Origin of the sequence: Novosphingobium sp. B1, from assembly GCF_900176395.1 — a bacterium.
In the GTDB taxonomy this organism is placed as follows: domain Bacteria; phylum Pseudomonadota; class Alphaproteobacteria; order Sphingomonadales; family Sphingomonadaceae; genus Novosphingobium.
Genome location: NZ_FWXL01000002.1, coordinates 390,800 through 416,176 on the forward strand (window position 1 = coordinate 390,800; position 25,377 = coordinate 416,176).

The following is a 25,377-nucleotide window of genomic DNA, read 5'->3' on the forward strand; positions in this document are numbered from 1 at the left end:
TTTGCCAGCCCATGCTTTGTGCGCGCTACCAAGCCTGGTCTACTGCGATCCGCGGCCTTCTTGCAACACTGCGCAGCATTCCGTTTATTCCGCAGACAATTTGTTATTGATAGCGCTACCTAGTTAAGTTACACCGGTCTCGCAAGGTGACGCTGACAGAGCGCCTGCGTGGTGAGAGGTATCAGGGAAGCACGGGACAGCCGTGTGCACCCCTTTCTGCGCAAGCTCTGGTTTCCGGCTGCTGGTCCTGTGGTGGGGCGGCCGGATTGCAATCATCTTCCCGGGCGGGGGGGCCGTCAGAGAAAGCAGTGGAGAGGGTATGAGGACATCCATCAATTCGCGGCTCCTGATCGGAAGCGCGGCGAGCGCGCTTGCGCTTGCAGCAGCCATGCCGGCAGCCGCGCAGGAAGCGCCGCAGGCCATGGGCGATGAGCCCAGCAATGCCGAGATCATCGTGACCGGCATCCGTGGTTCGCTTCAGCGCAACATGGAAATCAAGCGCACCGCATCGGGCGTGGTCGATGCGATCTCGGCGGAAGACATCGGCAAGTTCCCCGATGCCAACGTCGCTGACGCGCTGCAGCGTCTGCCGGGCATCTCGATCCAGCGGTCGGGCGCTCGCGGTGAAGCCAACGGCGTGACCGTGCGCGGCTTTGGTGGCGACTTCAACGACACCCAGTTCGACGGACGCCATCTTTCGACCGCATCTGGCGGCCGCGCGGTGGACTTCACCACGATTGGTTCCGACTTCGTCTCGAACATCTCTGTCTACAAGACGCCTGACGTCGAGCTCGGCGCCAGCGCCATCGGTGCGACGATTAATGTGGCCCTGCCCAAGCCGTTCGACAGCGCCGACAGCAAGTTCGCGGTCAAGGCATCGGGCGCGGTGCAGGATCGCAGCGGCAAGGTCACGCCTTCGGGCGCGGCGCTGGCCAGCACGCGCTTTGCCGACGACACCATGGGCATCCTTGCCTATGCCGCCTATCGCCGTGTCGACACCGAAACCAACCAGGTGTTCATCCCGGGCTGGATCGGCAACTACTTCTACCAGTGCCAGGCAAACCCGGCCTGCCAGACCAGCGACTTCACGCCGGCGAAGAAGAACGTGCTCGGCTGGTTCCCGCAGCAGGTGGGCGCCAACCAGATCACCACCAAGGACGAGCGCATCGACGGTCGTCTGGCCTACCAGTGGCAGGCAGGCGACGACGTGCTGCTGACGCTGGACGGCAACTTCACCCGCCAGACGCTGAACACTGCGACCTATGGCTATGGTGCATGGTTCAACGGCGATGACCTGCGCAACGTCAAGCAGGACAGCAACGGCACGGTCATCGACTTCAACCAGTTCGGCACGCCGATGGATTTCAACGCCAGCCTGGCCCGAACCATCAACCAGACCTACATGTTCGGCGGCAACCTGAAGTGGGATGCGTCCGACCAGTTGAGCTTCGACTTCGACGCATCGCTGTCGCGCTCGGTCCTCAACCCCGGCCGCAATGGCTTCCAGAACGCGATGGACATCGGTTACGGCGGCACCAATGCCGATCCGAACGGACCGTTCCTGTCGACCGGTTGCACCTATCCCGCCGGTGCCGGCCCGACGACCGCGCCGACTTCTTGCAGCCGTTATTCGACGATCCTTGGCGCCAACACCGGCGTGAAGATCGGCGGGCCTAGCAGCGACTTCCTGCCGAGCATCCACGATGTCGGCCCCGGCGGAAACGTTAGCCGCTTCACCGACAAATCGCTGATCGGTAGCCACGTGATTGCCGGCTTCCCCAACTACTTCACCAACCTGGTCAAGCAGATCAAGATTGGCGGCAAGTGGGATGGCGACAACCTGAAGGTGCACTTCGGCGGCAGCTTCCAGGAGAACAAGTACCACCAGGAAGGCGAAAGCCCGTTCGTGAACGGCACGTTCTTCCGCTATGGCGGTTACGGCGCGCCTTCGGGCCGCACCGGCGCCGTCGCGCCGCTGCCCGACAGTGTCTATCAGGGCCTGATCAGCACCAACAACTTCATCCCCGGCTATCAGGGCAACCTCGCTCCGGCGATCATCAAGTACGATCCGGTTGCCGTGTACAAGGTGCTGGAAGCAACCGGCGGCGGGACCACCGCGCCGGCGTTCAATCCGGACAGCGTGCTGAACGTGAAGGAGCAGACCTTCGCCGGATACCTGCGCATCAACTTCGAGAGCGAGATCGGCGACATGCCGTTCAAGGTCAGCGCCGGCGTACGTGACGAGTACACCAAGCTGACTTCGGGCGCGCTTGGCCGCAATCCGGTGAAGCTGATCACGGTGCCGACCGACCCGACGCTGATCCAGGTCGATACCTTCACGGCGCAGCAGCTCATCGAGCGCAGCATTTCCTACAACTACGTCCTGCCGAGCCTTGACGTGAAGCTGGAGGTGAAGCCCAACCTGATCCTGCGCTTCGATGCATCGCGCACGCTGACCCGCCCGGCACTGGGCGATCTGCGTCCGACGATCAACCTCGGCACGCTGCGCAGGGGCAGCCTTGCGGCATCGGGCGGCAACGCCGGCCTCAAGCCTTACCTTGCCGACAACCTCGACCTAGGTGTGGAGTGGTACTACGGTTCCAACTCGTACTTCGCGGTCAACGGTTTCATGAAGTTCATCTCGAACTTCATCGTCGGCGGCGTCAGCACCCAGACGATCAACGGCGTGATCGATCCGTTTACCAACCAGCCTGCGCAGTTCCAGGTGAACAGCAAGGTCAACGGTCCGGACGGCGTTGTGCGCGGTGTGGAAATCGCCTGGCAGCAGGTGTTCGGCGACACCGGCTTCGGCTTCAACGCCAACGCCACGCTGGTCAATACCAACCGCAACTTCGACACCTCGGACATCTCGGGTTCGGCCTTCGCCATCACCGGCCTTGCCAACTCGGCAAACCTGGTGGCGTTCTATGACAAGAACGGCCTGGAAGTGCGCGTTGCGGGCAACTGGCGCGACAAGTACCTGCTTGGTCTTGGCCAGGGGCAGGGCGGCACGTTCGGTGCGGAACCGGTCAACGTGAACCGCCAGTTCCAGATCGATGCCAGCGCAAGCTACCAGGTGACCAAGCAGCTGTCGGTCTTTGTCGAGGGTACCAACCTCAACAATTCGAACTACAGCACTTATGGTCGCTTCTCGAACATGTCGCTCGACACGTTCAACTACGGCCGCCGCTTTGTCTTCGGCGCCCGTTTCAACTACTGATGTGACGTAAACTGGTGGTGCCGGGGTGTGATGCCCCGGCACTGCTGCCAATACGCAGGCGGAGAGTGGCGCGGATGGTTCGTGCAGTGCGCGATGTCGTGATTGTCGGTGGCGGAACGGCTGGATGGCTGACCGCTGCGATCATTGCCGCAAAGCACAAGGCCCGGATCGGGCACGACTTTTCCGTCACCCTGGTCGAAAGCCCCAACGTGCCGATCATCGGCGTGGGTGAGGGGACCTGGCCGACGCTGCGTTCGACGCTGAAGAACGTGGGCATTTCCGAAACCGATTTCTTCCGCGAATGTGATGCCGCCTTCAAGCAGGGCGCGCTGTTCGCAAAGTGGACCACGGGCGCCGAGGACGACGCCTATTACCACCCCCTGGTCCTGCCGCAGCGCTTCGGGCAACTGAACCTTGCGCCACACTGGCTGGCGGGCACGCTGAACGAGGGCGGCGACAACGGCGAGACGTTCTGCGACGCGGTCTGTCCGCAAGGGCGGCTGTGCGACGAGAACCTTGCGCCCAAGTCCATGGTCAATGCCGAGTACGAGGGGCAGGCGAACTATGCCTACCACCTCGATGCCGGAAAGTTCGCGCCGTTCATGCAGCGCCACTGCACCGAGAAGCTGGGCGTGCGCCACGTGCTGGCCGACATGCGGCAAGTGCTGCCGGACGACAGCGGCGACATTCGCGCGATCGAAACCGAACAGGCAGGCGAGATCAGCGGCGACCTGTTCATTGATTGCACCGGGATGCGCAGCCTGCTGCTGGGCCAGACGCTGGGCGTGGGCTTCAAGGACTGCAACGATGTGCTGTTCTGCGACACCGCGCTTGCCATGCAGGTGCCCTATCCCGACCCGCAAGCGCCGGTCGCGACGCACACGATCTCTACCGCGCAATCAGCGGGCTGGATCTGGGACATCGGGCTGCCGACGCGCAGGGGCGTCGGGCATGTCTATTCGAGCCGCCATATCTCTCGGGAAGATGCCGAGGCGGAACTGCGCGCCTATGTCGGCCCTGCCGCCGAAGGCCTTTCCGTGCGCAAGATCGATATCCGCTCGGGCCACCGCGAGATCTTCTGGAAGAACAATTGCGTGGCCGTCGGGCTGGCGGCGGGCTTCCTCGAGCCGCTTGAAGCCTCGGCGATCGTGCTGATCGAGCTTTCGGCCAAGATGATCGCCGACCAGATGCCGCCCGTGCGCGAGGTGATGGACGTGGTGGCGCGGCGCTACAACGAGAAGACGCTGTACCGCTGGGGCCGCATCATCGACTTCCTCAAGCTGCATTACGTGCTGAGCAAGCGGCGCGATACCGCGTTCTGGCGCGACAACATGGACCCGGCCTCGATCCCCGAACGGCTGCAGGAGCTGATGGCGCTGTGGCAGTATCAGGGTCCCTACATGCACGAGGAGTTCGACCGGGTGGATGAGGTGTTCCCTTCGGCATCCTACCAGTACGTGCTCTATGGCATGGGCTTCCGCACCGAGGTTTCCGCGCGCACGCTTGAGCCGGAAGTGCGCGAGGCGCGGCGGGCGCGGGCCGATAACGCCGACATCACCGCGCGGATGCTGAGCGGACTGCCCAAGCATCGCGACCTGATCGACCGCATCGTCAAGTACGGTCTGCAGCCCGTCTGATCCACAAACGAGCCATGCCGCATCGCACCGGCATGGGATACCTGAGAGGAAAATCGTGACCGCCAGTTCTTTGCCAACGCGCGTAATCGCGCGACTGCTGCTCGGCTCTGTAAGTGTGGTAACGCTAACTATGGCCAGTGCCCACGCGCAGGCGGCCGACCCGCGGGCCGAAGCAGACAATCTGGCATCATCGCTGGTGGCCAAGATGACCACCGACGAGAAGGTGGAGCAACTGCTCAACGTCGCGCCCGCGATCCCGCGCCTTGGCGTGCCTGCCTACAACTGGTGGACCGAGAGCCTGCATGGGGCAGGCGGGGCGGTGCCGACCACGAACTTCCCGCAATCGATCGGTCTTGCCGCCACTTTCGATCCGCCGCTGATCCATGACGTGGCGCGGGTGATCAGCACCGAACTGCAGGGCCTGCACACGCTGGCGCGGCAGACCGGGCATCTCGGCAAGATCGGCACCGGGCTCGACACCTGGGCGCCCAACATCAACATCTTCCGCGATCCACGCTGGGGCCGTGGTCAGGAGACCTATGGCGAGGACCCGTACCTGACGGCGCAACTGGGCGTGGCCTACGTGAAGGGCATTCAGGGTCCGAACCCGGATCTGCCCGACGTGATCGCCAGCCCGAAGCATTTTGCCGTGCATTCCGGACCGGAGCCGACACGGCACACCGACAACATCATGGTTTCGCGCCATGACCTGGAAGACACCTACCTTCCGGCGTTCCGCGCGGCGATCGTCGAAGGCAAGGCCGGGTCGATCATGTGCGCCTACAATCGCGTCGATGGTCAGCCGGCCTGTGCCAGCGACCTGCTGCTCAAGGACCGGCTGCGCGGAGCCTGGGGCTTCAAGGGCTATGTCGTTTCCGACTGCGATGCCGTGGTTGATATCTATGACCGCCACAAGTACGCGCCAGATGCTGCCTCGGGCGTGGCGGTGGGCCTGCTGGCGGGCGTCGACAACGAATGCCACACCGGCACGATCGGTGAGGCGAAAGGGCTGGCGGACCGCTACAAGGCGGCCTTGAAGGCGGGCTACCTGACCGAGGGCGACCTTGATCGCGTGCTGGTGCGGCTGTTCTCGGCACGTTTTCGCAATGGCGACCTTGGCGGGATGAGCGCGCGCAAGCCCAATGCCACGCCGGTCAGCGCGGTGGGCACGCGGGAAGGCTGGGACCTTTCTCTGAATTCTGCCGAAAAGAGTCTGGTCCTGCTGAAGAACACCGGCGTGCTGCCGCTCAAGCCCGGCGCGCGGGTGGCGGTGATCGGGCCGCTGGGCGATGCGACGCGCGTGCTGCGCGGCAATTACTCCTCGGCCAACTCAGCGCCGCCGATCTCGGTGGTGGACGGCCTGCGCCGCGCCATGCCGGGAGCGCAGGTGAATTACGTGCCGTTCTCGCCCTCGATCACCGATGGCGATCTGGTGACGGACGGCAATTTCCTGACGCCCGATGGCAAGCCGGGGCTGAGGGCGGTATATTACAACGCGGTGGATCCCGACAAGCCGCGCGGGGAACGCACATTCGGCACAAAACCCGTTGCCACCCGGATCGAGACGAACCTCAAAAGCAGCGCGATGCAGCTGAAAGAGGTGACCCCGGCGCACAAGGTGGTGTGGGACGGCTTCTTCGTGGCGCCGGAAAGCGGGCTCTACAAGATGGGCGTGACCGCGGTGAAAGGGGCGATCGAGATCGGCGGCAAGCCGGTGATCACGTCTGACCACTATTCGCTGTGGGGCGAGCCGCCCAAGTACGTCGAGGTCGAACTGAAGAAGGGCGAGCGCTATCCGCTGCACTTCGACATCGAAGGCGGCGGCGCGGCGGGGCCGGGCCTGTTCTGGAAACGCATCAGCCGCGATCCCTGGGGCGACCTCGCGCGCGGCGCCGCCGAGGCTGACGTGCTGGTGGCCGTGGTCGGCTTGACCGCGGACCTCGAAGGCGAGGAAATGCCGCTCAAGATCGAAGGCTTCGACGGTGGCGACAAGACCGGTCTCGAACTGCCGATGGACCAGCGCGAACTGCTGATCAGGGCGCGCACGTTGGGCAAGCCGCTGGTCGTGGTGACGATGAACGGCAGCCCGATCAACCTTTCATGGGCCAAGGACAATGCCGATGCGCTGGTCGAGGCGTGGTACCCGGGGCAGGCCGGCGGGCTTGCCGTGGCCAATGTGCTGACGGGCAAGACCAATCCATCGGGGCGCCTGCCGCTGACGTTCTACAAGGACACGGCGGACCTGCCCGCCTTTACCGATTATTCGATGAAGGGGCGGACCTATCGCTACTTCACCGGCAAGCCGGTCTACGGCTTTGGCTATGGCCTGAGCTACACGACCTTCGGTTATGGCCCGGCGAAGGTCGAGCCGGTTGGTGGCAATACGGCCAATGGCATTCGCGTGACGACGCAAGTGACCAACACCGGCGCGCGCGAAGGCGAGGAAGTGGTGCAGGCTTACCTGCGCTTCCCCGAGCAGCCGGGTGCCCCACGCGTCGCGCTGCGCGGGATGCAACGCGTGTCGTTGAAGCCGGGCGAGAGCAAGGCGTTGACGCTGGAGCTTTCGCCGCGCGATCTTTCGGCGGTGCGTCCCGACGGGGTGCGGCAGGTGTTTGCTGGCAGCTATCGCCTGAACCTGGGCGGCGGCCAGCCCGACAGCGGCCTGCCGGGGACCGAGACCACCTTCAGCGTTGATCGAGTGATCGACCTGCCAAAGTGAGGATCAGGGCGCTTCGCCTTGCCCCTCGGCAGGGCGGAGCGCCAATCCCTGATTACTGAGCCTCTGTTCGGTCAGGATTTGCCAGCCGGTGAGGAACAGTGCGCCGACGACCGGGCCGACGACAATGCCCGAAAGGCCGAGCAGTTCGATGCCGCCGAGCGTGGTGACCAGCACCAGCCAATCAGGAATGCCGGTATCGCGGCCGACGAGCATCGGGCGCAGCACGTTGTCGGCAAGGCCGATGACCATGACGCCCGATGCGATCACCACGGCACCCTGCCAGATCGCACCAGTGGCGAAGAGGTAGATCGCGACCGGACCCCAGACAATTGCCGGGCCGATCGCGGGCAGCAGCGCGGCGATGGCCATCAGCGCACCCCACAGCAACGAAGCGGGCAGGCCGACTATGGCGAAGGTGATGGCGCCCAGCGCACCTTGCGCGAGCGCCACGAGAACCGATCCCTTGATCGTGGCGCGCACCACCGCAACGAAGCGATCAACAAGGCGGCTGGCGACTGAAGGTTCCAGCGGAAGCGCGCGGACGATCTGCGGGCCAAGCGCATAGCCATCGCGCAGAAGGAAGAAGGTGACATAGAGACCCACGGCGAAGGCCAGCATGAACGCCGCCGCGTTCGCGCCAATGGCAAGCGCGCGCTGCGTGATCAGGCTGGCGCTGTTGCCCAGCGCTTCGGAAATCTTGCTTTGTGCCAGCTCGAAGGTGCCGAAGCCGGCGTTTTCGGCCATGGTCTGGATGCGCAGGGGCAGGGCATCGTGGACCTGCTTGAAGTAGGCGGCGAAATTGATCTGGCCGGTACGCATCTGTTCGAACACGCCGGATGCCTGGTCCACCACCATGGTACCGATCAGCATGGCCGGGATGATCACGGCAAAAGTGATGATCAGCAAGGTCATCGTCGCCGCGCGGGTGCGCTTTTCCGGCCAGCGTTCCAGCAGGCGTTCGTTCAGCGAATGGAACATAATCGCTGCCAGGCCAGCCCAGAGCATCGCGCCGATGAAGTGCGATACGACCAGCGTGAGCCCGATGGTGACGATCACCAGAAAGAGGACGAAGCCGCCCTTCTCGATCCTGTTGCGCTCCAGCATTGTTCCCCCGAGTTGCGGCCAAACCCGCAGATATCCAAGTGCCAGCGCAACGCCCGTGGCGGCAAGTGGTTTCAGCCTGTCGCCAGATCGGAGCCTTTGAGCGCAATCATCCGGCCCCGGGAAAGCTGCAGCGTCCGGCGCTGATCGCCCACGCGCACGGTAATTTGCCCGCTTTCCATGGGCTTGAGCAGCGCCTGGGTGAGGCGACCCTCAGCCCAGTCAAGATCCACCACCACGCCGCCGCGGGCCACCAGCCCGCGCGCCCAGCCGCTGGCCCAGGCCTTGGGCAGGGCGGGCAGCAGGTGGAGCGTGCCTTGGCGGCTCTGCATCAGCATCTCGACCATGGCCGTGCTGCCGCCGAAGTTGCCGTCGATCTGGAAGGGTGGGTGGGCATCGAACATGTTGGGATAAGTGCGGGCGGGCGAGAGCAGGCTGCGCAGGATCTTGTGAGCGCGCGCCCCATCGCGCAGCCGCGCCCAGAGCGCGATACGCCAGGCCGTGGCCCATCCGGTCGATTCATCGCCGCGGCGGTTGAGCGAGACTTGCGCCGCTCGCGCAAGATCGGGCGTCTTATCAGGGTCTATCTGCTGTCCCGGGTAAAGCGCGTAGAGGTGCGAGACGTGGCGGTGATCCTGTTCGGGCGCGGCTTCGTCCCAGTCCTCGAGCCATTCCTGCAATTGCCCGGCCCTGCCGATACGATCGGGTGCGAGCGCGGCGCGGGTCTGGCGAAGTGTCGCGGCGAAACAGGCATCCTTGCCGAGCACGGTGGCAGCATCGGCGGTGCGATCGAACAGATCGCGCAAGATCTGGCGGTCCATGGCAGGGCCGGCGCAGACTGAAGCGCCAAAGGGGTGGCGGTTTTCGGGCGAGATCGAGGGCGAGGTGACAAGACCCTGCGGCGAGGTTTGCAGGGTATCGAGAAAGAACTCTGCCGCGCCGCGCATGAGAGGGTAGATCGCGGCAAGCCATGCTTGGTCGCGGCCGTGGTCCCAGCGATCCCACAACGCATTGCACAGCCATGCGCCGCCCAGGGGCCACATGCCCCAGGCTGCACCGTCAATCGGACTGGAGGCGCGCCACAGATCGGTGTTGTGGTGGGCAACCCAACCCCTTGCCCCATAGATGGCGCGGGCGGTCTTCGCACCGCTGACCGCAAGTTCGCGCACGATGCGTAGCAACGGTTCGGTGCATTCGCCGAGATTGCCGGGATCGGCCAGCCAGTAGTTCATCTGGGTGTTGATGTTGATCGTACTTCGAGCCCCACGGCGGCTTGGTGCTCTCATTCCAGATGCCCTGCAGGTTTGCAGGCTGGGTGCCGGGGCGCGAGGAGCAGATCAGCAGGTAGCGGGCGTAGGCGAAATAGAGCGCGGCAAGGGCCGGCTCGTCGGTGGCGACATTGGCCTTGATGCGCTCATCGGTGGGGAGCGGACTGGCTGGGCCAAGGTGCAGCGAAGCGCGGCGGTAGAGACGGCGGTGCTCGGCGATGTGGGCGTTGCGCAAGGTGGACCATGGCTGGGCGCTGGCCGCGGCGATCTGGCGGGCGACGGTGGCGACAGGATCGCCTGCGTGACTTGTCGCGAGCGCGACGAGAATGGTCGCTTGCGCGGCACCGCTGATCGCTAACGTCGCGCCTTCCGTTCTGACGCTACCGCCCTCGATGCTCACGGTAATCTTGGCGGCAAGGCCCAAGCCGGCGGGAATACCCTGATCGGCCCGATTGCGGCCCTTTACATAGATGGCGTCGTCGGTAGCGCTGACTGTGGCGTCCTGCGGTGTCTCGAACCGGACAGCAAAGTCGAGCGCGGCACCCCGGCTGGCCGCAAGACGGATCGCGATGACCTGATCCACGGGGCTCGCTAGCACTTGGCGAGTAATAGTGCCGGTGGGAATGTCAAATCGTGTCGTGGCGATGGCCGTATCGAGGTCGAGCTCGCGACGATAGGATGTTGTCGCGTCGGCCTGCACCATGTCGAGGAAGAGGTCGCCGAACGTCTGGTAGGACATCTGCGAGGCGGGCCTTGCGATGAGACAGTCGTTGGCCATGGCCTCGGCCTCGGCAAACCGCCTTTGCGCGATCAAGTCGCGAATTGTCTCGACGGCGTTCGGGTTCGCCTTGGGATTGAGCGGATCATAGTGGCCGCCGCTCCACAGCGTGTCCTCGTTCAGTTGTATACGTTCCGACGCTGTGCCGCCGAAGACCATGGCGCCGAGCCGGCCATTGCCGACCGGAAGGGCTTCGGTCCAGGTCGAGGCAGGCTGGCGATACCACAGCATGTCCTGAGCGGGCGCGAGTGGCGCGGCATTGGCAGGAAGTCTGACAAGTCCGTGTCCGGCAGCAGCAGCCCCTGCCGCGATTGCCTGCCTGCGTGTAAGTGGCATCCTGCTTCCCGTAGTCCGATCGCCATCGTCGGATGGCGTTTTTCTGGATCGCGGATCGGCGTGCGAGTGGCAGATCCGGCAACGCCAAGTTGCCGGATAATAAGTATGATTAAATGCCGGACTGTCCAGCGAAAATCGGAAGTTCCTGCTTCAGGTGCGCGCGGGCGGATCGATATCGGCGAGCGCGAGTTCGATCAGGTTCTGCATCGCCGCGCGGGCGGCCGGGCCGTTGCCATCGGCGACGGCGTCGAACAGCACGCGGTGATCGGGCAGGGGATCGCGCGGCAGCTTGCGCTTGCGCTGCTTGTAGATCGTGGTCCAGCGCACCGCCGCCGAGATCGTGCTGGCAAGCGAGATCAGGGCCATGTTGCCGGTGGCCTTGAGCAGCGTGGTGTGGAACGACTGGTCGGCCGCCTGACCCAGCGGCGAGGCAAGTGTGTGGCGCGCCATCTCCTCGAGCGCGTGGCCCATTTGCGCCAGTTGCGCGCCGGTACGGCGGGTGGCGGCGATTTCCGCAGCGGCCGGTTCGATGATCAGGCGCAGTTCGAACAGGTCGTCAATCGCGGCCTGGCTGGGTTCACCCTCGAACGTCCAGGCGAGCACGTCGGGATCGAGAATGTGCCAGCGCGAAGGATCGGTGATCTTGGTGCCTGCCTTGGGGCGGCTTTCAACCAGACCCTTGGCGGCGAGGATACGGATGGCTTCGCGATAGGCAGTGCGCGAAATGTGGTTACGTTCGGCAAAATCGACCTCGCTCGTCAGCACGTGGCCGGGGGGATATTTGCCGGTGACGATCGCAATGCCGAGATCGCGCGCGATGCTGCCGTGCAGCCGCAACGATTTGTCAGACCTGTCGATCGCGTCCCCGCCCTGTTCCTTGCTTCGCGACACCATAAGATCCTTTCGCCCCTGCCACCCTATTTGGGCGCAAATTCGACAAAGTCCAGCGGTTCGATGGTCTGATGCCGCGCTTTGCACACGGGCTGCGGCAAGGGTCGGGCAGGCACAGAACACTGACTTTTGGCGGGGCCCGCCGCCAGTGACCTGTCAGGCCGTGCTTTTCACCCGTCGCGCGATGCGTTGTAGACCCTCATTCAGGGCGTGGACCTGATCGCCGTCGAGGTCCTGCAGGATCGTCCCGAAATACTGCTGGCGCGTCAGGCGCGCCTTCTCGAAAGTCTCGCGACCCGGGGGCGTTGGCTGGAGGATCATCTTCTTGCGGTTGTCGGGCGCGGTTTCGCGCAGGATGAGGCCGCGTGCCTCAAGCCGGGCCACGGCGCGGCTGACTTCTGCCCGGTCCACCTCAAACGCCGAGCCGATGTCGGCCGCGCTCGACGGTCCTACCGAGCAGACGAAGGCGAGGACGCGCCATTCGGCAAGCGTAAGGGAGAAGTCTTCCTGCAGGTGTCGCGCGGTTTCACGATCGAGCATGCGCGCCAGCAGCAAGATGCGATGCGGCAGGTGCGCCTCATCGAACAGGTCCCAGGTTGGTGGCAGCGTCATGCTGCCTGCGCTGCCAAACCCCAAGGCAGAATGCAAGAGTATGTGTTGACAGATCAACATGTGCGATCATAGGTTCGCAGCATGACGAGCCCCCACCCCTTTCAGCCCACGCTGGATTTCGCCTTCACCATTTCGATCACGCTGACCAAGCCGCACTGGATCACGCCAACGGCGCGGGGCGAGACGCGGGCGGCGATCTATGCCGCGGAAGGGGAAGTCGATGGGCCGCTGCTCAAGGGCAGGGTCATCCCCATGTCCGGCGGCGACTTCCCGCTGACCCGGCCGGGCGGAGTCATCGATTTCGATGCGCGCTATCTGCTGGAGGCCGAGGACGGCGCGGTGATCTATTTGGAGAACCGCGGCTTTCGCTGGGCCCGCAGCGAGGAGATCGCCCAGCGCATGAGCCGCAACGAGCCGGTGGGCTTCGACGACTACTACATGCGCGTGACGCCGCGCTTCGATGCGCCCGAGGGGCCGCACGCCTGGATGTCGCGCCACGTCTTCGTGGGCGTGGCCGAAAAAATCCCGGGTGCCAACCGCATCCATTACTTCGTCGTGCGATAGGCCTGTGGCAGTGCGCTATCCGGTGATCATGCGGCCCGGCGTCGATCCCCACACGGCGCCCAACAAGCCTCCGCTGCCGCCGCCGAACCATGACTTGCGGACAGAACGCGGCCTGCTGATCGAACGCAACTGCCGCATCCCGCTGCGCGACGGGGTGGAAATCCTTGCCGACATCTACCGGCCCGAAGGCGCGATGCGGGGCGTGCCGGTGCTGCTGGCGTGGGGACCTTATGGCAAGCATGCGCTGACCAACAAGGTGTTCTGGCCGCGATCGGGCGTGGACCCCGGCTGGCTTTCCGACCTGACCGCCTTCGAGGCGCCGGACGCGGTGTTCTGGGGGGCGAAGGGCTTCGCCGTGGCCGTCGTCGATCCACGCGGGGCCTGGCTTTCGGGCGGGGACTTTCACCACAACGGCATCCAGGAAGCTGAAGATTGCGCCGACGCGATCGAATGGCTGGCGGGCCGCGCGTGGTGCAGCGGGCGCGTGGGGATGACCGGGGTGTCCTACCTTGCGGCGATCCAGTACCTCGTCGCTCCGCTGCGGCCACCGGCGCTGGCCGCGATCAATCCATGGGAAGGCTTTTCCGACTGGTATCGCGAATTTGCCTATCATGGCGGCATTCCCGAAACCAACTTCGTGCCGCGCGCCTCGGACAACATACGCTTCTCGCTGGGCCGAACCGAAGACACCTGGGCCAATGTCCAGGCGCACCCGCTGATCGATGACTACTGGCAATCGAAGGCGCTCGATCTCGAGGGGATCGTGCAGCCGGCCTATGTCGTGGCGAGCTGGTCGGACCAAGGGCTGCACTTGCGCGGGACGATCGAGGCGTGGAAGCGCATGTCCTCGGCACAGAAATGGCTGGACGTGCACGGGCAGAAGAAGTGGGCGCATTACTACATGCCCGAAAGCCGCGAGCGGCAGTTGGCGTTCTTCGACCAGTTCCTGCGCGACCGGACCGGAGCGATCGCCGCATGGCCGCCGGTGCGGCTGGAGGTGCGCGAGCGCCACGGGGTGCAGGTGGAGCGGGCAGAGACGGCTTTTCCGCCTGCAGACACCCGCTATGCCAAGCTTTTCCTCGATGCAGCGAGCGGGGCGATGCTGGAGGCGCCCGCTGCCGATGCCGTGACAAGCTATGCCGCGTGCGAGGGCCGCGTGGTCTTCGACCTGCGCTTCGATGCCAAGACGGAAATCACCGGCCACGCCGCGCTGCATCTGTGGGTGGAAGCCGAGGGCAGCGACGACATAGACCTGTTCGTCGCCCTGCAGAAGCTTGATGCGGCTGGCGAGGTCGTCGGCTTCACCTTCTACGCCTTCTTCGAGAACGGACCGGTGGCGCTTGGCTGGCAGCGGGTGAGCCATCGCGCAACCGTGCCCGAAGCATCGACGCCCGAGCGGCCGCTTCATGCCCATGATCGCGAGGAGCGACTGGTGGCAGGGCAATGCGTGCCGGTGGCCATCGAGCTCTGGCCATCCTCGACGCGGTTCGCAGCCGGGGAAACGCTGCGCGTGGTCATCGCCGGAGCGGATATCTACCGCAAGGAGGAAGGGGCGATGCTGCCGTTCCCCTTGCACGAGGCCACGCGCAATCGCGGGCGTCACATCATCCGCACGGGCGGGGCGCATCCGTCGCACCTGATCGTGCCGATCATTCCGGAAAGGGACCAGCAAGCATGATGCCCACATTCGCCGATTGCCGGCTTGAGCACGTGTTCGACATCGAGGTGCACTTCGGTTCAGACAGGCAGATATTCGGACCACTGCCAGGCGGTGCGAAGCACGGGTACACCCCTGCCATCGGCGGAACGATCACGGGCCCGCGCCTGCAGGGCAGCGTCGTGCCGCACAGCGGGGCAGACTATGCCGTGGTGCGCGGCGACGGCACGATCGAGCTCAATGCCCACTACCTGCTGCAGGCCGATGACGGGCCGATGATCTACATCCGCAACATGGGCTATCTGGTGCCGGCGCAGCCGGGCAATGCGCAGCCGTCGTACTTCAAGCTGACGCCCTATTTCCGCGTGCAGGAGGGGCCGCACGACTGGCTCGGCCGCACGGTGATCGTCGGCGGGGGCGAGCGGCGCAGCGGGCCGGACCGTTCGCTGTTCCGCTATTACGCGCTGGTCTGAACCGGCGCTTCCTTGAGGCCGCGCGCGGCCTGGAGGAAGCAGGCCGCGGCGATGAGCAGGACGGCGACCGCCAAGGACAAAGCCGTCTGCAGGCCGCTGGCCGAGGCGCGGTGGCAGGCTTCGACCATCGCCGCCGCTGCGCCCGGAGCAGGCAGTCCGCGAGGGCAATCGACCAGATAATTGCCGGCATAGGCGGCACTGGCGAAATGATCGCTCAAGCCTCCGACGAAGACCGGCCCGAGGCCAGAGCCGATCAGCGTATAGAGCAGCGTGTAGAGCGCGACGCCGCTGCTGCGCATCTGCGCCGGAAGGAGGTTCTGGATCATGCCGGCGGTGGGGCCATAGAACACCAACAGCATCGCGCCGGCCACGAGCAGAATCGCGAAGGCCAGTTGCAGGCTCTCGGCATGGAAGGCCAGCCAGTAGAGCGGCGGGGCAAGGCACAGTCCTGCAGCGGCGCCCCATGCCGGCCATCGCGGATCGCGGCGGAGCAGGCGGTCGGTGCCGAAGCTTCCGGCAAGGAGGCCGATGCTGAGCGAGATACCCGAGATGGCGCCGAAGGACGCTGCGGCCTGGCGCACGTCGAGATCGAAGCTGCGCGCCAGGAACATCGCGAGGAACTGCGAGACCGAGGTCATGCCGAACCCGGCGATGCTGCCGCCGGCGATGACCCAGGGCAGCGCGCGGGACTGGCGGACGGTGCGCAGGAATTCACCCAGCGACGGCATCTGCGGCGAAAGGCTCCCAGGTTCGTCCTGCTGGCCGCGCGCCGGTTCGGCCACCAGCCAGACAAGTGCTGCGGCAACGAGGAAACCGGGCAGGGCAAATGCGAAGAAGGCGACGCGCCAGTTGTAGGCGCCGGCAATCAGTCCGGCGAGCGTTGCTCCGGCAAAGGCGCCGAACGGGCTGCCGAGCTGGACCACGGCCATGGTCGAGGCGCGGCGAACGCGGGGCACGACATCTGCCACCAGGGAGGCTGCCGGTGGCGTGAAGCCCGCTTCCCCGAGACCCACGGTCAGCCGGGCGAGGGCGAGTTGCACGAAGCCCGCGGCAAGGCCCGTGGCGGCGGTGGCCGCTGACCAGACGACAGTGGCGGCAGCGATGATGCGGGTGCGCGAAAGGCGATCGGCAAGGCGGCCGATGGGCATGCCGGCAATGGCATAAAGCAGAGCAAAGACGAGGCCCTGCAACAGGCCGAGCTGCAGGTCGGTCAGCCGCAGATCGGCCTTGATCGTCTGGGCAAGCGCCGAGAACACCGAACGGTCGGCAAAGTTCAGGACCGAGGCGAGAAACAGCACGAAGATCAGCGTGCGCCGCCGGGCTGGCGTGGTGCCGTTCTGCGGCTGGTAGGTAGCTCTCATTGGGCAGGATCCTTGCGCTTGACGGCATGGCGCAGCGTGGTGGCTTCGATGCTGGTGAAGCGGCCATCCGCCGTCTGGTAGAGGGCCATGCTTTCGAGCATGAGGCGGTCCCCGGTTGCGAGCACTTCGCCTGCGAGCGGCACGTCATCCTCGAGCGCGGTGAATGTCGATGCCAGCGCTGCGGCAAGGCACTCCTGGCCGACGAGGACTGCGCGCAATTCCATCACGCGGTGCAGGCGCAGGCGGACGCTGGCGTAGAAATCGAGGATCGCCTCGCGGCCTTCCAGCACGGTGCCGCCGCCATTGCGCAGCACGACGTCAGGTGCGTAGAAGGCTCCGTAGACTTCGTCATCGCCGCGGTTGAAAGCTTCGACATAGGCGGCAAGATCAGGGACGGCAGACAAGCGGATTTTTCCTCGACAGGCAGCGTGACTTGCAGCATTCACGAGTTGTGTTGATAGATCAACAATAATATCGGGAAGGGGATGCGGATGGCTGAAGCACCGAAGGGAGCTGCCGAGCGCCTGGCCTATCTGCTGCCGTTCATCGCCAGCGGTCCTGCCCGCTTCGGCCTGGGCGACCTGGCAGAGAGGGCGGGCCTCCCGCAGAGTTCGGTGCACCGCTTGCTCAAGGTCATGCTGCGTTTCGGACTGGTGGAGCGGGGTACCGGACAATCCTATCGGCCCGGTCGTGAATTGCAGCGCATGGCATCGCAGATCGTTTCGCGCTTCGACCTGGTTCGCAGCGCACGGCCGATGCTGCAGCAACTTGTCGATTCATGGCAGGAGACGGCGGTGCTGTGCACTTACAGTCCCGTCTCACGCAAGGCGATCATTGCCGATGTCGTTCATACTCCACACCCGCTGCGCTATGCCGTCGAACGCGATGGCGAGATCACGCTGCCGTGGGGATCGCTGGGGCGTGCAGTGCTGGCCTACCTGCCGCGCGGCGAACAGGAAGCGATCATCCGCCAGTCGAACGCCGGACCGCTGACCGGGCGTCCGCGCTCGAAAAGGGCAGAACTGGATGCCGCGCTGGAGTCGATCCGGGCGGAGGGCGTATCGCGCTATTACGATCCGCAGATCGATATCGCCGGGATCGCCGGGCCGATCTTCGGGCCCGAGGGCGAGATCCTCGGCTGTGTCGGCGTGACCATGCCATCACGCCGGTACCAGCTCCATCTGGCGGATGACCTTGCCAGTGCCGTGGGCAAGGTAGCGCGCGACCTGACCGAACTGGCATCCATGCAAGGCGCTTGAGAGAATTCCGCAATCTGGAAATGTGCTTTCACAATCTGGAAACACGCTTGACAGTTGATTAATCAACATCATGATCAGATCCCGGACCTGCCGCAAAGGATGCAGGCTTGTTTGGGAGAGAGGGAATGGGCTCAGCGAAGTCATCGATGCGCACGACCGTGGCAAGGGCAGCGCTCCTCGTCGCAGCCTTGGCCGCTTCGCCGGCCATCGCACAATCCGCGCCACAGGACCCGCAGGCCGAGCCTGCGCAAGGCAATGCCGAAATCATCGTCACGGCCCAGTTCCGCAGCCAGAAGCTGCAGGACGTGCCAATCGCGATCACCGCAGTGACCGGCGAGACGCTGGAGCAGCGCGGGCAGACCAACCTTGCGGACCTTGGCACAAATGCCCCCAATGTGACCTTGCGGCAGAGCGCGGCCAGCTTCGGCCCGGCGGTTGTCGCCTATATCCGTGGCGTGGGTCAGCGCGATACCAACTTCGCCCTCGAACCCGGCGTCGGGCTTTATATCGACGACGTCTACCTGCCGACCATGCATGGCTCGCTGCTGAACCTTGTCGATCTTGACCGCGTGGAAATCCTGCGCGGTCCGCAAGGCACGCTGGCCGGCCAGAACTCGATCGGTGGCGCGATCCGGCTCTATTCCAAGAAGCCCAGCGCCGATACCGACGGCTATGTTTCGGCGACATACGGGCGGTTCAACCGGCTCGAACTGCGCGGCGGGGCGAACTTCACCCTGGCGCCAGACCAGTTGTTCGCGCGCATCTCCGGTGCCTCGGTCAACAAGGACGGCTACATCACGCGCTACGACTACCGCTGCACCCATCCCGGCAGCACGATCCCGAGCACGGTGACCGGCAAGGACTGCAAGCTCGGCACCGAAGGGGGCAAGAGCTATGTCGCGGGCAGGCTTGCGCTGCGCTGGACGCCGTCTTCGATGATCACGGCAGACATTGCGGTCGACGTTACGCGCGACAACAGCGAGCCGGGGGCATCGACGCTGCTTTACGTTGGTCGCCAAGCCGCGCCGGGCGTGGTGCTAAACGGCCTCGCCACGCCGACGCTGCCGGCCTACGTCCTCAACGGCAATCTCTTCGGCAACGCCACGGGCTCGCCCTATGTCAGCTATTCGCCGTTCGGCAACTTCGCGCAGGATACCTTCAGCAACAGCCCCTACATCAACTACGAGAACTACACCGATACCGCCCCGCGCGACGGGTCGGCGCCCTGGTCGGCCCCGCTCAAGGCGGCGCTCAATACCTGGGGCATTTCGGGCACGCTGACGGCTGACGTTTCGGACAACCTGCAGTTGACGTCGATCACCGCCTATCGCGAATTCGATGGCATCTACTCGACCGGCGATGGATCACCGTTCAATCCGTCGCTGCAGGCCAACAAGGTGTTCAACCACCAGTTCAGCCAGGAACTGCGCGCCTCGGCCAAGGTCGGCGACATCGCCAACATCACGGTGGGCGGCTACTATTTCAACAAGACCAGCCGCTATGAAGCACGCATCACGCTGACCACGCTGGCCTTCCTTGAAGAAGACACGATCCCGGCAACCACCAAGGCCGTCTTCGCCAATGCCGATGTCAGCCCGATCGAGAACCTGACGATCCTTGGCGGCATTCGCTACACCGATCAGTCCAAGTCTTTCCGCTATGGCCGGTTCGGTGTGCCGGGATCGGCTTCGGGCGGGGCGGTGCCGCCATCGCTGGCCCCGCTTAACGGTCTGGTCGGCAAGTTCTCGGGCAGCCGGGTCGATTACCGCGCGGGCGTGCAATATCGCTTCACACCCGAGATCATGGGCTATGCCCAGTTCTCGACCGGCTTCCGCGGTGGCGGCGTCAACCCGCGCCCGTTCTTCCCGCAGCAGGCGCTGCCACACGATCCCGAAAAGCTGAAGGCCTACGAAGTCGGCTTCAAGACCGACCTGTTCGACCGGCGCATGCGGCTGAACACTTCGGCGTTCATCAACAAGTACACCGACATTCTGGTGACCGTGGCCAACTGCCCGATCACCGGGGCCCCTGCGGCACCGTGTTCGCTGCCGCTCAATGCCGGCAACGCCACGATCAAGGGCTTCGAGGCGGAACTGGCGCTGCGCCCGGTCGATGCCTTCACCATCGAAGCCTCGCTCGCCTATCTCAACTTCAAGTATGACTCGATCAGTGCAGCCGCTGCCAATTCCGGGATCGGCCGCGAGGATCGGGGGCAGTATATCTCGCCCTGGCAGTGGAGCCTTTCAGCACAGTACGCGCTGGACCTCGGCGGTGCCGGCACGCTGACGCCGCGGGTCGATGTTTCGCACATCGACAGCTTCAACCGCAACGCCAACAACGTCGATGCCGTCAGCGGCGGCCGCGACATCTTCGGCGAGATCAAGGGCTACACCCTGGTCAACGCGCGGCTGGCCTATGCCACCGAGGACCGTGACTGGGAGATCGCGCTGGAAGGCCGCAACCTGACCAACAAGCTCTACTACGCCGACGTTTTCGACAACCGTGGCTCGACCGCTTCGGTTCAGGGCACCCCGGCCGAGCCACGCACCTGGGCGGTGACGCTCAAGCGGCGCTTCTGATTGCTTAACCCCCATCCCCCGGACACCCCTCCCGTCCGGGGGAAACCCTTCCTGTTTCCTGAAAGGCGCCGCCATGGGCACGCAACCAGTTTCTCCCCTTCGCCCTGCCCCCGGCGTACCGCTGGCGGCCGGACTGCCGATGCCGGCATTCCGGCGCATCACCGTGGAACCGCTGAGTGGCGCGTGCGGCGCCGAGATCGGCGGGGTGGATCTGTCCCGCCCGCTCGATACGGAGACGACCGCCGAGATCATGGCCGCGTTCCAGCAGTTCCTGGTAATCGTCTTCCGCAACCAGGACCTGACCCCGGACCAGCACAAGTCCTTTTCCCGCCTGTTCGGAGAACTGACCGAACTGCCGCAGGCGCCGACCTACAACGGCGACCGCGAAATGCAGGAAGTGCGCCGCGAGGCGGACGAGCCGGTCAACGTCGTGCCTTCGTTCGAGCACTTCCACACCGACAGCCCGTTCCTGCCGCAGCCGCCCAAATGCATCGTCATGCGCGCGCTCGATTGTCCGCAGTGGGGTGGCGATACGGCTTTCTCGAATGCCTATCTGGTCTACGAGAACCTTTCAGAAGGCCTGCGCACGCTCGTCGACGGGTTGCAGATCATCTATTCTGGCAAGGACATCTGGCGCAAGAACGAGAGCCTGCCGCCGGAAAAGCGCCTGCGCTTGCGCGAGACGCACGGTTTCAGCGAAGACCAGCTCGAAAGCATCCACCCGGCGGTGCGGGTCCATCCGGAAACGGGCCGGCGGGCAATCTTTGCCAACACTGCCTATTTCAAGCGCTTCGTCGGCTGGACCGAGGAGGAGAGCCGCGCCTTGCTGGATTACCTCCAGAGCCAGGCGCAGCAGTTGCATTATCACTGCCGGGTGAAGTGGCAGCGCGACACGCTGATAGTGTGGGACAACCGCTTTACCCTGCACCGCGGGGTGCACGACTTCATCTATGAGCGCCGCCACCTGATCCGGACCACCGTCATGGGCGAGCGTCCGCTGGGGCCGGCAGACTGGAAGCGGGCTGGCTGAGCGCGATGAAAGTCAGCACGGCCATTGCCGAAATCCTCGTCCGTGAAGGCGTGGACACGATCTTCGGCTACCCGCGCAACGCCGTGCTGGAACAGGCAGCGGCGCGCGGCATCCGCACGATCATCGTGCGGCAGGAGCGCACCGGCCTGCACATGGCCGATGCCTATTCGCGGATGACGCGGGGCAAGCGCATGGGGGTGTTTGCCATGCAGCACGGCCCCGGCACCGAAAACGCCTATGGCGGCGTGGCGCAGGCCTATTCGGAAAGCGTGCCGGTGCTGGTGCTGCCGCAGGGCTATGCGCGCAGGCTGGCTCACGTGCGCGACAACTACAATGCCAGCCGTTCGATGCGCGACATCACCAAGCTGGCCGAACCGATCCTGCGGGCAGAGGATACCCCGGCGATCATGGCGCGCGCCTTCACTGCGCTGCGTAATGGCCGCTTCCGGCCCGCCCTGGTGGAAATGCCGTGGGACGTGCTGGGCGAGGAGATCGGCAGCAAACTCGATTACCAGCCCGTGGTTTCGACGCGGTGCGGCCCGGACCCCGAGATGGTGGAGCAGGTTGCCGAGCGACTGGTGGCAGCGCGGCGGCTGGTGATCCATGCCGGGCAGGGCGTGCACTGGGCCGAGGCCTATGGCGAACTGCGCGAGCTTTCGTCCCTCCTTGGCGCTCCGGTTTCGACCAGCCTTGAAGGCAAGAGCGCGTTCGACGAAACGCACCCGTTGGCACTGGGATCGGGCGGCGCGGCGATCCCCGGGCAGTTGCGCCATTTCCTCGATGGTGCCGACCTGATCCTCGGCATCGGTTGCAGCTTTGCCGAAACCGCGTTCGGCGTCGCCATGCCGCGCGACGTGGAGATCATCCACGCCACGCTCGACCCTGCGGATTTCAACAAGGGCGTGCGGTGCACGATGGCGCTGGCAGGCGATGCGAAGCTGACGTTGCGGGCGCTGATCGAGGCCTGTCGGCAGCGGTTGCAGGCTGCGCGCGATCCTTCCGCGACGATCGCGGAAATCCGTGAGGTGGAGCAGCGCTGGCTGGCGCAATGGTTGCCCCTGCTCGAGTGCGACGATGCGCCGCTCAATCCCTATCGCGTGCTGTGGGACCTGCAGAAGGCGGTGGGCGGGCGCGACATTGTCATCACGCACGACGCCGGTTCGCCCCGCGATCAGTTGACGCCGTTCTGGAAATCGCGCGCGCCGCTCAGCTACATCGGCTGGGGCAAGTCGACGCAGCTTGGCTATGGCCTGGGCCTGGTGATGGGCGCCAAGCTGGCCTGCCCGGAAAAGCTGTGCATCAACGTCTGGGGCGATGCCGCGATCGGCTTTACCGGCATGGATTTCGAGACCGCGGCGCGCGAGCGGTTGCCGATCCTTTCGATCCTGCTCAACAATTCAGCCATGGCCATCGAGCTTGACCAGATGCCCGAGGCGACGCGGCGGTTCCGCGCGACCGACATTTCAGGTGACTATGCCAAACTGGCCGAAGCGCTGGGCGGATATGGCGAGCGGGTTACCCGGCCCGAAGACATCATGGGCGCGATTGCGCGTGGCATCGCCGCCACCGAGGCGGGTCGGCCTGCGCTGCTCGAATTCATCACCAGCACGGAAACGCGGGCCTCGCGACTGTGACAGGCAAGAGCTGATGCTGCGCCCCGCCTTGCGAGAACTGCGCCGCGACGAGGCGGACGCGCTGATGCGAGGAGACGAGGCGGCGTTAGGCGGGCTTCGCGAAGACCTGCTGCGCGTCTTCCGTTCAGGCCCGAGAGCGGTTGTTGTCACCGGGCTTGATCCCGATTTGCTGGGCGAGGCGCGGTTTGCGCAGACTTTGCTGCAGATGGGATCATGGCTCGGCACACCGGCCATACAATCTCCTGCCGGGGAGACCGTTGCGCGGGTGGAGCGGCGTGCAGGCGATGCGCAGGCGCGGGGAACGCATTCCGATAGCGAGCTTAAGGCCCATACCGATCTCCACGATATCCTTGCCTTGGCCGCCATATGAACTGCGCAGCACGGTGGCGACAGCTTCCTGATCAGCGCTGCCGACCTTTACGCGGCGATGCAGCAGACCGCGCCCAACCTGCTCGAGCCGTTGTACGAGGGCTACTGGTTTGGCAGCAATCCGGCGCTGGATTCCGACCACCCCGTGTCCGTCGCCAAGGCGCCGGTCTTCGTGCGGTGTGGTCGGCAGGTGCAGTGCTGCTTCAACCGCTACTTTCTGGGTGCCGCGGCGCAGGCCCGGGCGGAGGCGCTGCCACCTGATCTGGCAACGGCGATAAACGCTTTGCAGCGGACGGCGGCAATGCTGGCGGGCAGGGCCCTTTTCAAGCTGGAGCGCGGCGATGTGTTGTTCTGGCACAACTGGAGCTGGCTGCACGGCCGAACTGCCTTTGCCGACGGTGAAGGTGACGCTGACGGGGCGGGCCGGTTGCTCTTGCGGCTCTGGCTCCATTCGGATCTGATCAAGCCATTGGACCCGCGTCTCGCCGAGCGCGGGAAAGCGATCGACCGGGACCACAAGCGGGCAATGCTGGAAGGAATGCAAGGATGACACCGGACAAGGCACTGCCGACCGACTTTGCAATCGACGGCCCGGCCGAAGCTCCATCGCCGCGCGAGCCGTGGCCTTGGCGAGCGACATGGCCGCTGGCGGCGCTCACCCTGATCTCGGTATTCAACTACCTCGACCGCTCCCTGCTCGGGCTGGCGCTTCCGGCAATCAAGAAGGAATTCGGCGCGTCCGACACGGTGCTCGGGCTGGTGTCGGGGCTGGCGTTCGTGCTGCTCTATTCGGTGGTCGGGGTACCCATTGCCTGGCTGGCCGACCGTTCCAACCGCCGCAACATCGTTGCCGCAGGCCTCGCCTTCTGGAGCCTGATGACGATGCTGACCGGCTATGTTGCCTCGCTCTGGCAGCTTGCCGCGGCGCGGTTCCTGATGGGGGCGGGTGAAGCTTGCGGCATCGCACCATCCAATGCCATGCTGGCCGACCTGTTCCGGCCGGCGCGGCGCTCGCTGGCGATGGCGATCTTCGGGACGGCCAACTCCATCGCCTTCATCGCCTTCTTCCCGGTGGCGGGGTGGATTGCCCAGAACCACGGCTGGCGCGCCATGTTCGTGGCAATGGGCGCGCCGGGTATCGTGCTGGCGCTGATCTTCCTGCTGACTGTGCGCGAACCCGTCCGCCGCAACCCCCCCCCGCCGCGTCTGGGCGGATCGATTGGCGCAATGGCGCGAGACATCCGGGCGCTGTTTGCAAACCGCTGCTTCGGCTGGATCTTTCTTGGCGTAACGCTGATGGGCGCAAACGTCTGGGCTGCCGGGGCGTGGACGCCGACGTTCTTCACGCGGGTGCACCACATGGGCATGGCCGAGATCGCCGGCACGATCGGCCCGGCGCGGGGCGCTGCCGGAGCGCTGGGCATCCTTGCCGGCGGCCTGATCATCGACCGGCTCGCCGCAGACCGGGCGGGTTGGCGCATCGGGCTTCCGGCGCTGGCCTGCCTGCTTTCAGGACCGGCTGAACTGCTGTTCCTGATGGGCGATGCCCAGTCGGTGTGGCTGGCCGGATTTGCGCTGGCGAGCCTGCTTACCCTGGTGCACCAGGCGCCGATCTATGCCGCGACCGTGGGCATCGTGGCAGAGCATCGCCGGGCGCTTGCCATCGCGGTGATCCTGTTTGGCGCAAGCTTCATCGGCAACGTCGTCGGCCCCAGCGCGGTCGGCTTTGCCACCGACCTGCTCACGCCCCGCTTCGGAGAAGAGGCAGTGCGCTATTCCATGCTGATCATTGCCGTCACGCCGATGCTGGCCGGCCTGTGCTTCCTGCGCGCAGCTACGCTGTTCCGCACAAGTTTTGTCCAGACCGAAGCTTGAAAGTCTCAACTGAA

19 protein-coding genes and 1 pseudogene are annotated in these 25,377 nt (G+C 65.0%); 13 read left to right on the forward strand and 7 right to left on the reverse strand.

Translation table 11 applies throughout. The features are described 5' to 3' along the window. The first annotated feature begins 319 nt into the window (after window positions 1-319). The 3 genes from B9A23_RS05210 to B9A23_RS05220 all read left to right on the forward strand — a co-directional run bounded on the left by B9A23_RS05210 (window position 320) and on the right by B9A23_RS05220 (window position 7,576). On the forward strand, window positions 320-3,220 hold the full coding sequence (locus B9A23_RS05210; RefSeq protein ID WP_084277772.1) for a TonB-dependent receptor: 2,901 nt from the start codon (window positions 320-322) through the stop codon (window positions 3,218-3,220). Between the two features lie 74 nt (window positions 3,221-3,294). Further along, window positions 3,295-4,857: a tryptophan halogenase family protein gene (locus B9A23_RS05215; RefSeq protein WP_084277773.1), complete on the forward strand. Its 1,563-nt coding sequence runs from the start codon at window positions 3,295-3,297 to the stop codon at window positions 4,855-4,857. 130 nt (window positions 4,858-4,987) lie between these two features. Further along, window positions 4,988-7,576, forward strand: a complete 2,589-nt coding sequence (locus tag B9A23_RS05220; RefSeq protein ID WP_084277774.1) for a glycoside hydrolase family 3 C-terminal domain-containing protein — start codon at window positions 4,988-4,990, stop codon at window positions 7,574-7,576. Window positions 7,577-7,579: 3 nt separating this feature from the next. Here B9A23_RS05220 and B9A23_RS05225 read toward each other — a convergent pair whose 3' ends face one another. From B9A23_RS05225 to B9A23_RS05240, 5 genes are all read right to left on the reverse strand, one after another. Further along, window positions 7,580-8,680, reverse strand: a complete 1,101-nt coding sequence (locus B9A23_RS05225; RefSeq protein ID WP_084277775.1) for an AI-2E family transporter — start codon at window positions 8,678-8,680, stop codon at window positions 7,580-7,582. A gap of 71 nt (window positions 8,681-8,751) precedes the next feature. Further along, window positions 8,752-9,720: a glycosyl hydrolase family 95 catalytic domain-containing protein gene (locus B9A23_RS23265; RefSeq protein WP_254895001.1), complete on the reverse strand. Its 969-nt coding sequence runs from the start codon at window positions 9,718-9,720 to the stop codon at window positions 8,752-8,754. A 16-nt stretch (window positions 9,721-9,736) separates the two neighbouring features. Then, entirely contained in the window at window positions 9,737-11,059 is a 1,323-nt protein-coding gene (locus tag B9A23_RS23270) for a glycoside hydrolase family 95 protein (RefSeq protein ID WP_254895002.1), read from the reverse strand. A gap of 150 nt (window positions 11,060-11,209) precedes the next feature. Beyond that, window positions 11,210-11,950, reverse strand: coding sequence for a FadR/GntR family transcriptional regulator (locus B9A23_RS05235; RefSeq protein WP_254895003.1), 741 nt, complete (start codon window positions 11,948-11,950; stop codon window positions 11,210-11,212). Window positions 11,951-12,106: 156 nt separating this feature from the next. Beyond that, complete coding sequence (locus tag B9A23_RS05240; protein ID WP_176217886.1) at window positions 12,107-12,562, reverse strand: MarR family winged helix-turn-helix transcriptional regulator; 456 nt, start codon at window positions 12,560-12,562, stop codon at window positions 12,107-12,109. An 81-nt stretch (window positions 12,563-12,643) separates the two neighbouring features. On the opposite strand from B9A23_RS05240, the gene B9A23_RS05245 reads away from it, so the two are divergent. The 3 genes from B9A23_RS05245 to B9A23_RS05255 are packed head-to-tail and all read left to right on the forward strand — an operon-like array spanning window position 12,644 to window position 15,256. Then, complete coding sequence (locus B9A23_RS05245; protein ID WP_084277778.1) at window positions 12,644-13,126, forward strand: DUF3237 family protein; 483 nt, start codon at window positions 12,644-12,646, stop codon at window positions 13,124-13,126. A 4-nt stretch (window positions 13,127-13,130) separates the two neighbouring features. Beyond that, the gene (locus B9A23_RS05250) at window positions 13,131-14,804 is read left to right on the forward strand and encodes a CocE/NonD family hydrolase (protein ID WP_176217887.1); all 1,674 of its coding nucleotides are present in this window, start codon (window positions 13,131-13,133) and stop codon (window positions 14,802-14,804) included. Next, window positions 14,801-15,256, forward strand: coding sequence for a DUF3237 domain-containing protein (locus B9A23_RS05255; RefSeq protein ID WP_084277780.1), 456 nt, complete (start codon window positions 14,801-14,803; stop codon window positions 15,254-15,256). Before B9A23_RS05250 ends, B9A23_RS05255 begins: the two co-directional genes overlap by 4 nt. On the opposite strand, the gene B9A23_RS05260 is transcribed toward B9A23_RS05255, so the two are convergent. After that, window positions 15,241-16,617 carry a spinster family MFS transporter gene (locus B9A23_RS05260; protein WP_084277781.1) on the reverse strand — a complete coding sequence of 459 codons (1,377 nt, stop codon included), beginning with the start codon at window positions 16,615-16,617 and terminating at the stop codon, window positions 15,241-15,243. The two genes, B9A23_RS05255 and B9A23_RS05260, sit on opposite strands and share 16 nt — an antisense overlap. Beyond that, a complete protein-coding gene (locus B9A23_RS05265) occupies window positions 16,614-17,021 on the reverse strand; it encodes a nuclear transport factor 2 family protein (protein WP_176217888.1) in 408 nt (135 codons plus the stop codon). Before B9A23_RS05265 ends, B9A23_RS05260 begins: the two co-directional genes overlap by 4 nt. Window positions 17,022-17,108: 87 nt before the next feature. Between B9A23_RS05265 and B9A23_RS05270 the strand changes: the two genes are divergently transcribed. The 7 genes and pseudogenes from B9A23_RS05270 to B9A23_RS05300 all read left to right on the forward strand — a co-directional run bounded on the left by B9A23_RS05270 (window position 17,109) and on the right by B9A23_RS05300 (window position 25,363). Further along, window positions 17,109-17,876, forward strand: a complete 768-nt coding sequence (locus tag B9A23_RS05270) for an IclR family transcriptional regulator (protein WP_176217889.1) — start codon at window positions 17,109-17,111, stop codon at window positions 17,874-17,876. 146 nt (window positions 17,877-18,022) lie between these two features. Further along, the gene (locus B9A23_RS05275) at window positions 18,023-20,455 is read left to right on the forward strand and encodes a TonB-dependent receptor (RefSeq protein WP_176217890.1); all 2,433 of its coding nucleotides are present in this window, start codon (window positions 18,023-18,025) and stop codon (window positions 20,453-20,455) included. A 73-nt stretch (window positions 20,456-20,528) separates the two neighbouring features. Continuing rightward, window positions 20,529-21,485, forward strand: a complete 957-nt coding sequence (locus B9A23_RS05280) for a TauD/TfdA dioxygenase family protein (RefSeq protein ID WP_084277785.1) — start codon at window positions 20,529-20,531, stop codon at window positions 21,483-21,485. 5 nt (window positions 21,486-21,490) lie between these two features. Continuing rightward, the gene (locus B9A23_RS05285) at window positions 21,491-23,119 is read left to right on the forward strand and encodes a thiamine pyrophosphate-requiring protein (protein ID WP_084277786.1); all 1,629 of its coding nucleotides are present in this window, start codon (window positions 21,491-21,493) and stop codon (window positions 23,117-23,119) included. A gap of 13 nt (window positions 23,120-23,132) precedes the next feature. Further along, window positions 23,133-23,489, forward strand: a complete 357-nt coding sequence (locus B9A23_RS05290; RefSeq protein WP_084277787.1) for a hypothetical protein — start codon at window positions 23,133-23,135, stop codon at window positions 23,487-23,489. 15 nt (window positions 23,490-23,504) lie between these two features. Beyond that, window positions 23,505-24,038, forward strand: a pseudogene (locus B9A23_RS05295) (TauD/TfdA family dioxygenase); the annotation flags it as partial. Then, window positions 24,035-25,363 (forward strand): spinster family MFS transporter, encoded by a 1,329-nt coding sequence (locus B9A23_RS05300; protein ID WP_084277789.1) that lies wholly within the window; start codon window positions 24,035-24,037, stop codon window positions 25,361-25,363. The pseudogene B9A23_RS05295 and the gene B9A23_RS05300, both read left to right, overlap by 4 nt. Window positions 25,364-25,377: the final 14 nt, after the last annotated feature.

What these genes read in the sequence shown, in the direction of transcription:
- B9A23_RS05210 (WP_084277772.1), top strand. Translation starts at nt 320, where the DNA reads ATGAGGACATCCATCAATTCGCGGCTCCTGATCGGAAGCGCGGCGAGC.
- B9A23_RS05215 (WP_084277773.1), top strand. Translation starts at nt 3,295, where the DNA reads ATGGTTCGTGCAGTGCGCGATGTCGTGATTGTCGGTGGCGGAACGGCT.
- B9A23_RS05220 (WP_084277774.1), top strand. Translation starts at nt 4,988, where the DNA reads ATGGCCAGTGCCCACGCGCAGGCGGCCGACCCGCGGGCCGAAGCAGAC.
- B9A23_RS05225 (WP_084277775.1), bottom strand. Translation starts at nt 8,680, where the DNA reads ATGCTGGAGCGCAACAGGATCGAGAAGGGCGGCTTCGTCCTCTTTCTG.
- B9A23_RS23265 (WP_254895001.1), bottom strand. Translation starts at nt 9,720, where the DNA reads ATGTGGCCCCTGGGCGGCGCATGGCTGTGCAATGCGTTGTGGGATCGC.
- B9A23_RS23270 (WP_254895002.1), bottom strand. Translation starts at nt 11,059, where the DNA reads ATGCCACTTACACGCAGGCAGGCAATCGCGGCAGGGGCTGCTGCTGCC.
- B9A23_RS05240 (WP_176217886.1), bottom strand. Translation starts at nt 12,562, where the DNA reads ATGACGCTGCCACCAACCTGGGACCTGTTCGATGAGGCGCACCTGCCG.
- B9A23_RS05245 (WP_084277778.1), top strand. Translation starts at nt 12,644, where the DNA reads ATGACGAGCCCCCACCCCTTTCAGCCCACGCTGGATTTCGCCTTCACC.
- B9A23_RS05255 (WP_084277780.1), top strand. Translation starts at nt 14,801, where the DNA reads ATGATGCCCACATTCGCCGATTGCCGGCTTGAGCACGTGTTCGACATC.
- B9A23_RS05260 (WP_084277781.1), bottom strand. Translation starts at nt 16,617, where the DNA reads ATGAGAGCTACCTACCAGCCGCAGAACGGCACCACGCCAGCCCGGCGG.
- B9A23_RS05270 (WP_176217889.1), top strand. Translation starts at nt 17,109, where the DNA reads ATGGCTGAAGCACCGAAGGGAGCTGCCGAGCGCCTGGCCTATCTGCTG.
- B9A23_RS05275 (WP_176217890.1), top strand. Translation starts at nt 18,023, where the DNA reads ATGCGCACGACCGTGGCAAGGGCAGCGCTCCTCGTCGCAGCCTTGGCC.
- B9A23_RS05280 (WP_084277785.1), top strand. Translation starts at nt 20,529, where the DNA reads ATGGGCACGCAACCAGTTTCTCCCCTTCGCCCTGCCCCCGGCGTACCG.
- B9A23_RS05285 (WP_084277786.1), top strand. Translation starts at nt 21,491, where the DNA reads ATGAAAGTCAGCACGGCCATTGCCGAAATCCTCGTCCGTGAAGGCGTG.
- B9A23_RS05290 (WP_084277787.1), top strand. Translation starts at nt 23,133, where the DNA reads ATGCTGCGCCCCGCCTTGCGAGAACTGCGCCGCGACGAGGCGGACGCG.
- B9A23_RS05300 (WP_084277789.1), top strand. Translation starts at nt 24,035, where the DNA reads ATGACACCGGACAAGGCACTGCCGACCGACTTTGCAATCGACGGCCCG.